At 51.2% G+C, this 11,887-nt stretch carries 10 protein-coding genes; 4 read left to right on the top strand and 6 right to left on the bottom strand.

Annotated features, from left to right (window positions below; all coding sequences use genetic code 11):
* The first annotated feature begins 100 nt into the window (after positions 1–100).
* Entirely contained in the window at positions 101–1,213 is a 1,113-nt protein-coding gene (locus tag ACFOLF_RS29735) for a copper amine oxidase N-terminal domain-containing protein (RefSeq protein ID WP_210037576.1), read from the top strand.
* 278 nt (positions 1,214–1,491) lie between these two features.
* Positions 1,492–2,139: a transmembrane-type terpene cyclase gene (locus ACFOLF_RS29730; RefSeq protein WP_210037575.1), complete on the top strand. Its 648-nt coding sequence runs from the start codon at positions 1,492–1,494 to the stop codon at positions 2,137–2,139.
* A 117-nt stretch (positions 2,140–2,256) separates the two neighbouring features.
* Here ACFOLF_RS29730 and ACFOLF_RS29725 read toward each other — a convergent pair whose 3' ends face one another.
* Complete coding sequence (locus ACFOLF_RS29725; protein ID WP_210037574.1) at positions 2,257–3,054, bottom strand: helix-turn-helix transcriptional regulator; 798 nt, start codon at positions 3,052–3,054, stop codon at positions 2,257–2,259.
* A 179-nt stretch (positions 3,055–3,233) separates the two neighbouring features.
* On the opposite strand from ACFOLF_RS29725, the gene ACFOLF_RS29720 reads away from it, so the two are divergent.
* Both ACFOLF_RS29720 and ACFOLF_RS29715 read left to right on the top strand, forming a co-directional pair.
* Positions 3,234–4,319 (top strand): FG-GAP repeat domain-containing protein, encoded by a 1,086-nt coding sequence (locus ACFOLF_RS29720; protein ID WP_379112944.1) that lies wholly within the window; start codon positions 3,234–3,236, stop codon positions 4,317–4,319.
* A 6-nt stretch (positions 4,320–4,325) separates the two neighbouring features.
* Positions 4,326–5,384, top strand: a complete 1,059-nt coding sequence (locus tag ACFOLF_RS29715; protein ID WP_210037572.1) for a Gfo/Idh/MocA family protein — start codon at positions 4,326–4,328, stop codon at positions 5,382–5,384.
* Positions 5,385–5,616: 232 nt separating this feature from the next.
* On the opposite strand, the gene ACFOLF_RS29710 is transcribed toward ACFOLF_RS29715, so the two are convergent.
* The 5 genes from ACFOLF_RS29710 to ACFOLF_RS29690 all read right to left on the bottom strand — a co-directional run bounded on the left by ACFOLF_RS29710 (position 5,617) and on the right by ACFOLF_RS29690 (position 11,817).
* The gene (locus tag ACFOLF_RS29710) at positions 5,617–6,066 is read right to left on the bottom strand and encodes a HEAT repeat domain-containing protein (RefSeq protein ID WP_379219571.1); all 450 of its coding nucleotides are present in this window, start codon (positions 6,064–6,066) and stop codon (positions 5,617–5,619) included.
* Positions 6,067–6,209: 143 nt separating this feature from the next.
* Positions 6,210–7,154, bottom strand: coding sequence for a carbohydrate ABC transporter permease (locus ACFOLF_RS29705; RefSeq protein ID WP_210037570.1), 945 nt, complete (start codon positions 7,152–7,154; stop codon positions 6,210–6,212).
* Between the two features lie 14 nt (positions 7,155–7,168).
* Entirely contained in the window at positions 7,169–8,119 is a 951-nt protein-coding gene (locus tag ACFOLF_RS29700; RefSeq protein WP_379112947.1) for an ABC transporter permease, read from the bottom strand.
* A gap of 119 nt (positions 8,120–8,238) precedes the next feature.
* Positions 8,239–9,945 carry an extracellular solute-binding protein gene (locus ACFOLF_RS29695; RefSeq protein ID WP_210037568.1) on the bottom strand — a complete coding sequence of 569 codons (1,707 nt, stop codon included), beginning with the start codon at positions 9,943–9,945 and terminating at the stop codon, positions 8,239–8,241.
* A 144-nt stretch (positions 9,946–10,089) separates the two neighbouring features.
* Positions 10,090–11,817: a sensor histidine kinase gene (locus tag ACFOLF_RS29690; protein WP_210037661.1), complete on the bottom strand. Its 1,728-nt coding sequence runs from the start codon at positions 11,815–11,817 to the stop codon at positions 10,090–10,092.
* Positions 11,818–11,887 lie beyond the last annotated feature (70 nt).

The raw sequence follows: 11,887 nt of genomic DNA, 5'->3' as shown, positions 1-11,887 counted from the left end.
CTGCATTCTCTATCGCTTGTCCAATTCGTCCGGTGCAACTAATTGCCTTATATCCGCGTCTATTTGTCGGTACCCAATAAATAAAGGATGGTGCAACGCTATGTTGAGAAAAAACATGATACGCACAGGCCTGCTTACTGCTATAGCGGTTGCTCCCTTGATGCAGCTTTCACCCTCCCATGCCGCTGCTGCAGCGGACGAGGCGCAATTTCAGATTGGAAAGCCGTCCTATTCCATCAATTCCGCGGTTCACCCTCTGGCGGCCCCTCCCTATATGAAGAATGCCACCACGATGGTGCCGCTTCGGGCGGCGGCTGAAGCCATGAAGGCAGGAGTCAGCTGGAGCGTCAAATCGCAAAGTGCCGTCTTGACCGGCCAATCCTTCGGCAGGCTGACCGTGAAGCTGAACGAGAACATCGCCGTCAATGACAAAGGCGGGAAAATCAAGCTTCCGGAGCGCGTTACGAATGTGAAAGGCATTCTCTTTATCCCGGTCAGAAGCCTGTCACAGCTTATGGGCTTTACCGTTCAATGGAACGGAGCGGACCGCAGCATCGTCATCAGCCAGGGAAGCGCGCAAGCGGACAAGCTGACCTTCCAGTATGGATTCAACAAAGATGATGAGGGCTGGGACGGCGGCTTCGCCGATCTGCCGGTCGGTTACGATCAGGCTATTTATAACCTTGACTATAAACGCGAGCTTATCCCTCTCGAGGGCAATACAACAAACTTCGGATTAAAGCTGAGCGGAATGAACCGAAGCGACGATCTGTTTATGTTCGCCACCAAAAAGGTTGAAGGTCTGGAGCCAAACACAACATATCAGGCAAAGCTTAAGATCGGAATGTATACGAATCAGGGCGGAGGAATGATGGGCGTTGGAGGTGCTCCCGGCGAAGCGGTCAGCATCAAGGCCGGTGTGCTGGGCATAGAGCCGAAGGCCGTTCAGAAGGATGATGGCGGCGGGAAGTTCTACCAGATGAATGTGGATAAAGGAAACCAGTCCGTCGAAGGCGCAGACGCCAAAATTGTCGGCAATATCACGAAGCCCGATTCCGAAAAGGAAGGCTATCAGCTCGTGACCTTCAATTACGGAACCAGCGTTACGACCAATGCCAACGGCGAATGCTTTATTCTGATAGGCAGCGATTCCGGCTATGAAGGCTTGACGACCTTGTATTTTGACGATATCCAGCTTTCCCTGAAGAAATAATCGAAGAGGAACAGGAAAAAGCAGTCCAGGCTTATTTTGATAAGCCCGGGCTGTTTTTTTGTAACACGGGTGCAGACTGCTTCCTCTTCCATGCCGCAGCTCATGTGCAGCATCACGCATACAGAAAGACCCGATCAAGCCGGTTTTCTTTCATTACGGAGCCGCAGGTCGGCCCTATTTCTGGTTCCCTTCAAACGGTCTATATGGAAAGCTTGTTTCATATACATAGGCATAGACAAGCTCAATCCGTATTTTTGAAAGGATGCGAATGCCGCCGTATGGAGCACCTATTGCCGCTAAAGGTTGTATATCTGCTGATGTTCGGAACAGCCCTGCTTTGGACGGTCGTTTATACTCTCGTCATATATAGGGGGTTTAAGGATAAATTCTGCGGAATGCCCCCCGCCTCCATATGCGCCAATATTACCTGGGAGTTTCTGTTTACTTTTCTTATGCCGTTTCATCCCCTTCAGCAAATCGTCACCCTGGTGTGGTTTTTGCTGGACTGCATCATTTTGCTCCAATATCTCTATTATTCCAAAGGCTTGTATCCAAAACGCACGCTTCACGCTGCCGTCTTCTCCCTGCTTGTCATCGCTTTGCTGCTTCATTACGGGATGGCGGTTGAATTTCACGATAAATGGGGCATTTATTCGGCCTTCGGCATCAATCTGCTGATGTCCATCCTCTTCATCCAGATGCTGCTGGTCAAAGGGCCCCAGGGCCAATCCCTGCCCATCGCTTACTGCAAAATGATCGGCACCTTATGCGCCTCCTTCTTCAGCTACTCGCTTTTCCCCCAATCCGTTTTATTGACGATTATGTATGTTCTGATCTTTATCCTGGACGCTGCGTACATCCTCCTGCTCGCTAGCCGGTCAGTCAGCAGTACTCACAAGCCGGCTATTACTAATAAGACGATCTGATGAGTGGAGTACTATGAACGCATTTCTCCAGGATTACCAACCAACTGACAACTTTCGCTTTTTTGCATCGAGGTTCCCTCATTTCCCGCACCAAATTTCCCCAATATTTAAGAAACGCTAGCTCTCCTTCCGGTAAACGGCAGGACTCTTCGATGAATATCGCTTGAACCAATGGCAGAAATACTGCTTGGAGCCCAGGTTCAGCGCCTCGCTAAGCTCGTCAATCGTACTGTCCGTCTGCTGAAGCTCCCTGCACGCCCACAGAAAACGTTCCTGCTGAATGAACGCGTTAACCGTCATGTGCATCGTTTCGGCGAAGATCCGGGAGAGATGCCGCGGGCTGATATGACAGTGCCTGGCGATCTCCGCAAGTGCCGGGTTCGCCAGCTTATGGTCCTGGATATAGAGCAGCGCCTGCTCCACAATCTGCCGGGAACCGATGAAGCCGACATCGGTGATCTTCTCCACTTCTTGATCCTTGAGCTCGACGAGCGGCGAAATAATCGTCCAGATCAGTTCAATAATCCGCAGCTGCACGCGGAATATCTGATGGCCGCCGACATTCTGCTGCAGCTGCAGGATCGTCTGCAGTTCCTTTTGGATCAACGGGTAAATGCCGTGAATATGCGGCAGCTCCTGCCCAAGGCCGGTGATAGAGAACGGCAGGAAAAGGATTTCCATGGGGTCCTGGAGATCCGACCGCTGCTCATGCATCTCGCCCGGCGGAGCCATATACACCATTTGGGGCATCAGCTCAAACTGATCCTTGTCGAGCCAGTTGATCCCTCTGCCCTTTGTTATAAAATGCAGCTCATACTGCTGATGGCAATGCGGGGCTATGTACCAGCCCGGCTTGGGCGCGACATACCCCATAAAATTAGCTTCGATTCCGATTTGGTCGAAAGTTACCTGCACAGCCGTTCACACTCCCCAGCCTATATTGGAAGATACATCAACAGCATAACAGATAACAGACCTTAAACAACCCCCACATGTCCGTATAACGTAATATATTGTCCTTCTTGGCTCTTATTGCGTTAGAGGATCTTGCTATAAAATGAACCTATCTGATTATGGAGGTGACGCGCTTGTCTGTGAAATGGAAGAAGCGTCTGATTGATTCGGCGCCATTCGAGGCTTGCTCTGTATTTGATGTCAACAATGATGGGCAGCTCGATATTGTCAGCGGCGAATATTGGTATGAAGGACCTGAATTTACGAAAAAGCATAAAATCTGCGATATTCTGACCATCAACGAGTATCACGATGATTTTTCCGATTATCCCATGGACGTGGACGGCGACGGCAATCTGGATATTATTACAGGCGGCTGGTGGGGCGAAACGCTGCGCTGGCGGCAAAATCCCGGTGCCGCGGGAGGAGAGTGGCAAACCTTCGACATCGGACATGTCGGCAGCATTGAAACGATACGGTTCTATGATATTGACGGCTGCGGCATACCTGAGATCTTCCCGAATACGCCGGGCGGCCCGCAGCTTTTCTTCAAGCTTATTGTGGACGCGAACGGCCGCGGAACGGGGAAATTCGAGAAATACATCATTGGCGGGCAGCCCAGCGGGCATGGGCTGGGCTTTGGGGATATCAGCGGCAATGGACGCACAGATATCCTCCTCTGCGGCGGATGGCTGGAACAGCCGGAGAATCCCTTCCAGACCCCTTGGGAGTTTCATCCCGAATTTTCGCTTGGCTCGGCAAGCGTCCCCATTCTTGCCCACGATGTTACCGGCAACGGACTGACCGATCTTATTGTGGGCCAGGCGCATGATTACGGTCTTGACTGGTACGAGCAGATTGTCGATTCGGCGGGCAACCGCAGCTGGCTGAAGCATCAAATCGATCCAACCTGCTCGCAGTACCACGACCTGTACCTCGTCGATATCGATCTCGACGGCGAGCTTGAGCTGGTCACCGGCAAGCGCTACCGCGCCCATAACGACGGCGATCCGGGAGCATTCGATCCTGTGGGCATTTATTACTTCAAGATGCGCGCCGGGCAGTTCCAGAAGCATGTCATCGATTATGGACCAGCAGGCGAGGCAGCCGGCTGCGGAATCTATTTCTGGATGGCGGATTTGACCGGCAATGGCCGACCCGATCTCGTCGCCCCCGGCAAGGACGGCTTATATTTGTTTGAAAATCTCGTTACTGAAAAGGAGTAGGATCAGATGAGCCGCCAAAAAATCAGGCTTGGTTTTATCGGAAGCGGTTATATGGGACAGCTTGCCCATATGACCAACTATCTCAACCTGCCAGAGGAGTGCGACATTGTCGCCCTGGCCGAGCCGCGTCCGGGACTTGCACAATCTGTCTCCACCCGCTATGCGATCCCCCATGTATTCGGCAGCCATGAGGAATTGCTGGCAAGCGGCCTCGTCGATGCGGTCGTCGCTTCGCAACCATACACGCGCCACAGCATTCTAATCCCGGATATATTGCGCGCGGGCATCCCGGTATTAACGGAGAAGCCGGTAACCCTGTCCGTTGCGGCTGGTGAAAAGCTGGTGAAGCTGGGGCAGGAGCTGGGTTCCCTGCATATGGTCGGTTATCACAAGCGCTCCGATCCGGCGATGGAATATGCGAAGCGCATCGTCGATGAATGGAAGCAAAGCGGAGAATTCGGCAAGCTGCGCTATATCCGCATTACGATGCCCCCGGGTGATTGGACGGCAGCAACCGACGCACCGATCGGCACCAGTGAACCGGGCATAGCAGGCCTTCTGGAGCCGCTTCCGGCGGAATTCAGCGAAGCAAACGGCAGAAAATATGACGCCTTCGTCAATTATTATATTCACCAGGTCAATGCCATCCGTTTCCTGCTTGGCGAATCCTATAAGGTGACTTACGCCGACCGGTCTGAGGCGCTGTTCGTTGGAGAAAGCGAGAGCGGCATATGCGTGACGCTGGAAATGGCCCCCTACACTACGTCGATTGAATGGCATGAGGGGATTCTCGTCGCTTTTGAGCAGGGCTTCATTAAAGTGGATTTGCCCGCGCCGCTGGTCCGCCAGCAATCGGGACAGGTGACGGTGATGCGGGATAACGGCAAGGATATGCCTTCCTATACGACTCCGGTTATGCCGAATGTATCAGCCATGCGCAATCAGGCCAGGAATTTCCTTGCGGCTGTCCGCGGCGAGAGACCTGCCCCATGCTCCGCTCCCGAGGCACTGGAGGATTTGAAGCTTGCCCGGGATTATATCCGGCTGCTGGAAGCTTACCAATAAATTTCCAAAATATGCCAAAGGAAAAAAGCCGTATCCGGCGTCGCTTGCGACTCCTTGGATACGGCTTTTTCATAGGTTAAAATTCTATTCCTTACTGCTTAAATTTCTTGTGGCACAATCTGACTTTTTCGCCCAAGGACGGCGTAAGCCGTTTCCTTTTAACCTCGCATACCGCGTATGCTGTCCGTTATACACATATTAAAAATACAAGAAGATAGTGCCATGAAGGTATCTATCTCCTCGTTAGCGAGGCCCATGTTTGCTCAAGCCAGGCATCGAAATCCTCGCCCTTATCGCCTTCGTACGAATTATACACATCAAGTCTGGTCTTCCGCAGCTTTTCCTTGAACTCTTCATAGGAGTGCCCCTCCGGCAGACTCTTCTTGATTCTGACCAGGATTTTGCCGACTCCTTTGATGAGCTCGCCCTTCGCCTTGGAAGGCGGCTGAACCTCTTCGCCAAATGCCAGCAGCTTGCGGTAAGCAGCCTCCTGCACGCTGTATACGGTATCGTGATTCATCCGGTGCGTAAGCACGTCAATGGTTTTCGGGTGGTTCCACTGACCCAGCTCCTCCACCGCTTCCAGACGCTCTTGCCAGCTGGAGCGGTTAGCCGCTTTCTTCAATTCTTCGTAATTCGGGGGCAGCTCATGATTGACTTCTATTTCACTCAAACGATCCATTCTCCTTCTAGTTCGATTCCTGCCTGATACCTGAACAAGCCTTCATCTGGTATTGTACCATCATCCAGAGAAGAACATAACCTTAAGTTGCAAAATCCCAGGCAGGAATCAGCCCATCCCTTCCCCTCAGCGACATCAGCGCCCTAACCCTTTACACCGCCAACCGTCATCCCTTTGACAAAATATTTCTGCAGGAACGGATAAACCATAATGATCGGCAGGGAAGCGACAATCGTCATCGTTGCGCGGATCGAGAACGGCGTCACCGTGTTCCCTCCCGAATTGCCGGCGTTTGCAAACGCGTCGCCCGCCGTCTTCGCCGTCAGGGAGGCGTTGGAGTTCTGAAGAATCTTCTGCAGCTCGTACTGCAGCGTGCTGAGCTCGATATTCGACGAATTGTACAGGAAAACATCGAACCATTGGTTCCACTGATAGACGGCCGTGAATAATGCAACAGTCGCAAGCACGGGCATGCAGAGCGGCAGCACGATGCTGAAGAAGGTTTTGAAATCGCCTGCCCCGTCTATCTTCGCGGACTCCAGAAGACTCTCCGGCAGGCCCTCAATGAATGAGCGGATGATGATCAGATTAAATACGCCGATAAGGCCAGGCCAGATGTATACCCAGAAGCTGTTGATCAGACCCAGATCGCGGATGAGCAGGAAATTGGGAATAAGTCCACCGTTAAAATACATCGTCAGAATAAATGCGATGGTGACGAATTTGCGGAGAACATAATCCTGTCTGCTTATGGTGTAGGCGACCATCGCTGAACAGAAAACGGTAAGCACGGTGCCGATGACGGTACGAAGTATCGAAATCAGCGTCGCATGAAAGATGGTGGCTTCTTTGAATACATAGACATAGTTGTCGAGCGTCCATATCCTCGGCCACAAATAAATGCCGCCCCTGATCGAATCATCCGCCGTATTCAAGGAGACGGCGAGCGTATTCAGGAAAGGATACAGGGTGACGATCATCAGAATCGTCAGAAAAGCATAATTGACAATATCAAAAATCAGGTCGCCGCGCGACGCGCGGATGCGGCTGGACTTGTTGGACACCGCTTCTGCTGCCGGATTAGCCATGAGGTTCCCTCCTTCTAGAACAGTCTGGACTCGCCCATTCGTTTTGCAATATTGTTCGCTGCGAACAATAAGATGAAGCTGATGATTGTCTTGAACATGCCCGCCGCAATGGAAAGCGAGAAGTTACCTTGGGCAATTCCGTATTTCAGCACAAATATGTCAAGGTTCTCGGAATAATCGATGTTCATACCGTTGCCCAGCAAGTACTGCGGTTCGAAACCCGATTCCAGCAGATACCCGATATTCATAATCAACAATACGACGATGACAGGCTTGATGCCCGGCAGCGTAATATACCACATTCGTTTAATACGGCCTGCTCCATCCATTTCCGCCGCTTCATATTGGGCAGGGTCAATCATTGTCATGGCAGCCAGATAGACGATAGTATTCCATCCAACGTCCTTCCACACGGAGCTTGCTCCGAATATTCCCCAGAAATATTCCGGTATGCCGAGGAACAGGATCTCATTGCCTTTCTCCACAAAACCGAACCGGATTAACAATTCATTGATGATGCCGTCCGGCGACAATGTCGTCTGGACGATGCTTGCCGCAACCACCCATGAGATAAAATGAGGCAGATAGCTGACGGTCTGAACGACCCGCTTGAACGCGATCCGGCGCACCTCATTCAAGAGCAGGGCGAGTATAATGGCCGTAACAAAGCCAAGAACCAGGTTAATTCCGCTCATCGCAAGCGTATTTCTTAAGACACGGATGAATCGTTCGTCCTGAAACAAAAATTCAAAATGTCTGAATCCCACCCATTCCTGATCCTTGAAATCCTTGGCCGGCTTATAATCCTGAAAGGCGATTGTCCATCCCCATAAGGGCATGTATTTGAAAATAAACAGCCATACCAGAAAAGGAACCGACATGAGGACCAGCATCCGTTGGTGAACCAGCTTCAAGGCAAACCGCTTCAGTCCCGTCGGCTTCTTTGGCAACGCCAGATCCGGCATTGACATTGTTGGTTTCTTCTCCATCTTCCATCTCTCCTTCCGGACTGAATCGGATTCGTTCAATGGAAAAGGCCGGACTTATGCGCGGGGCACGAAGCCGGCCTTTCGCCTACACCTGATTATTTGCTGCTTGCGGTATCAATCAGCTTCTTCACTTCGTCGGTCGTCCATTTCTCGTAACCGGCCGTATCCAGCTTGCCGAATTCGGTCGTGTACTCGGTCCAGACCTTCTCGAAATCAGCCGGCTTCGCAAGGACCAGTTTCGGGAAGTATTTCTTGGTGATTTCGTCTTTCTTCGTTTCCCAGATTTGCTGCTCCGAGCCCTGCTCCTTCGGAATGCCCCATGCCGGGAACCATGGACGGTCATCCGGAGCGGCAAACAGCTCGGCATAGGTTTTGACGCCGTATTTCTCAAGGATCACTTTATCCGCTTCCGTTAGGCTCATCTGGAATACTTCAGGCTGCAGGCCCGGAGCAACCGAGTTGCCGTCCGCATAGGAAGAACCGTTGCCGTACAGCGGCCAGTTCCAGGAATAATATTTAAACCCGAACGATTCATTGAACGGCTCGTCGATTTTGGCGATTTGTTCGGCTGTACGGAACATCCGGCCATTCTCGTCAACCTCGTAGGTTTCACCTTTTATGCCCCATCGTTGAAGAATCTGGTTCTCGTCCGTCAGCAGGTTATCCAGGTACTTAATGATGCGGACAGGGTCCTTGGCGCTGACCGTGATTCCCATGCCGCGGTTCTTAACGAAGCCCGGAGGATCCAGGTATTGGTCCTTCTGTCCGTCGAAGGTGACCGGCAGCGGGAAATATACGAAATCATCCTTGGCCGGGTCCAGCTTCGCCGCGTCCGTCAATGCGCTTTGCGCATTCTGGAACTGCCAGCCGTAATCGAAGAAGCCTACAACCTTGCCCGAAGTCAGTTTAGCCAGATACTGATCGTAATTGTCGACGAAAGAGGCTTTGTCGAACAAACCTTGCGCATTCAGGTCATTCAGCTTCTGCAGCCAGCGCTTGGTGGCATCCGTAGCCGCATACACCTTCGCCTCATGAGTCGTCATGTCGATGGTAATGTTGCCGTCGTTCGGGTAGCCCAGCAAATGCATGGGCGGGTTGGAGGTGGAGAAGAATCTCCAGTCATGCGTGAGGGAAATAAAGCCAGTCAAATCCTCGTCTTTATGTTTCTCCACGAAATTTTTGACCAGATCCATATAACCGTCAAGCGTGTTGACCTTCGGATATCCCGCTTCCTTCAGCACCCGGCGCTGCACCCAGAATGCGCCCTGTCCAATGTTCGGATCGGGGATAAATTCGCCGACTACGTTCGAGAAGGGCAGGAAATAAATTTTGCCGTCCGCCGCTTTCATTTGGTTGAAATAAGGACCGTATACCCGCTTGATGTTTGGACCGTACTGCTCAATCAGATCATCCAGCGCAATAAATGCTCCGGCATCGAGGATCTTGTCGATGGCCGCGTCCGGAATCATGACGTCCGGATATTCGTTGGAGGCGATCATCGTCCCGATTTTCGTGTTGAGATCGCCTACCAGATGCTCGATCTTGAAGTTGACGCCCGTTTGATCCTCGAGCATCTTGCCGATCGTCGTCTCGTTCGTGTTAATATCTTTTGCCGCTGCAACCCCGTTGAAATAAGAAAATGTCACTTTCTCCTGCTGCTCCGGCGCATCGCCCTCTGCTGTCTCATTCGTACCGGCCGTGTTCGCCGGCGGATTGCTGCTGCCCGTGTTATTGTTGTTTGAACATGCTGTGATCAACACCATGATGGCGGCCATACAAACCAATAGAAGTTTCTTTGACACTGAATTCGAGCCCCTTTCACATCCATTATTTTTTTGTAAGCCCTTTCATTATATGGGGAATTCCAGACTTTGTTTACCTGATAAACTATAGTTCATTCAGTAAAAAATATAGGAGTATGACCGGGACATGCTCTTCTTGTTCAATCAATCGACAGGAACGCTCAGACAGATATATGTCCCTTGACCGGGCGCGCTCTCAATCAGAAAACGGAAGCGGCTGCCATAAATCAGCTTCATGCGATAGATGACATTCTGCACACCGATCCTCTCCCCGATCACTTCCTCGCTTTCAAGATAGCTGTAGAACTGGTTGACTTTGTCCTCGTCCATGCCGACTCCGTTGTCCCTGATCGAGAACACCAGAGCTGCCGCCTGCCTCTCAATCCGCACCTCAATCCTTCCCCCGTTCCGGAGCGGCTCGATGCCGTGAATGCTGGCATTCTCCACGAACGGCAGGAACATCATCTTGGGCACCACGCATTCCTTGGCGGACGGATCAATATGGATATGATAGTCGAGCCGGTCCTCGAACCGGTACTTCTGAATTTCCAGAAAACACAGGACAAATTCAATTTCCTCCATGACCTTTACCCGATCCTTGCCCCAGGTGAGGGACATACGGAAGATCTTCGCCATATTGTGAATGATCTTGGCTGTTTCCATCTCGTCCTTGATCAGGCTGCGCATCCGGATCGTTTCCAGCGCATTGAACAGAAAATGCGGATTGATCTGGCTTTGCAGGGCATTCAGCTGCGCCTTCCTGCGCTCCAGCTCCAGCGATTTGGTCTGGATATCGGCAACGTACACATCGTCAATGAGGCTTTTCACCTGGATCGTCATCCGGTTGAACTCGCTTGTTAATTGGCCGATCTCATCGGTATGCTCCCGTTGGTTGATGATATCAAAATGCTGGTTTTTCACTTTCTTCATATGCTTGAGAATGCGGACCAGACGGACATTCATGGACCTTGTGATCCAGAGGATGATCAGCGTTGGCAGAATAATGTTGATGCAAGCCAGAAGGAAAATGAATTCCCGCGAATTGCGGACCTCCTTGAGCACTTCCTCCTCGGGGATTGTCCCGACGATCCGCCAGCCCTCCATATAATTGACATACTGGTAAGTCGTCTCGAATTCCAGCATGCCGGGCGGAAACTTAAGCGAGCTGAAGGAGGCCGAGTCTTTTCTCCAATCCACCTTGGGATCGGTCGTATACTCTATCTGATCCTCCGCATTGATCAAATAAATATGTCCCTGCAGGTTCAGGTTTTGGAAAATCTGCTGGATCGACGTGGTTTTCATCTCGATTTTCAAAATTTTGTTCCAGTGATTCTGGGAAGAGTAATAGTCCATTCTGCGGATGATGCTGAACGAATCCCTGACAGGCTCCGCGTCCTTCACCGAGAACAAGTCCTCCCGTTCGGTCCGGACAAAAATCGGCTGGGACGATTTGCTGTTTTCCAGCTGCTGATACCACACCGACTGCTTTACTTTATCCGTCAGATCCCCGATGCCCCCCGAGTGCAGAAGCGTGGGATTATCGACATAAATCTTGATGTTCTGGACGGCGTTGTACATGGGTGTGTAGTTGTTGATGATTTTGCGGAAATAAGAGTCGTAGGCGCCGACATAATCGGCAGGCTCCACATATTCGGCCTCCAGCATGTCATTTAAATTAAGATCCGTGTAAAATGCGGTCGAGACGGTTACGGCATCTTCAATTTTGGCCCGGAATTCATTCTTGATCTGTTCGATTGCCCTTGTAATATCCTTCGTCCGCTGGTTCTTGACATTATTCGTTGTCACATAATAGAAAATGACATTCGTAAAGATGATCGGAACAAATACGCAGCAAATATAAAGAATCAGCATTTTGTTCCGCAACCGGACATTATTCAAGTTCAGGCTCGGTTTCACGCGGATTGGTCCCCTTTACCGGAAG

This window comes from Paenibacillus sepulcri (assembly GCF_042647105.1).
GTDB lineage: Bacteria > Bacillota > Bacilli > Paenibacillales > Paenibacillaceae > Paenibacillus_Z > Paenibacillus_Z sepulcri.
This window is presented reverse-complemented; position numbering and strand designations above follow the sequence as displayed.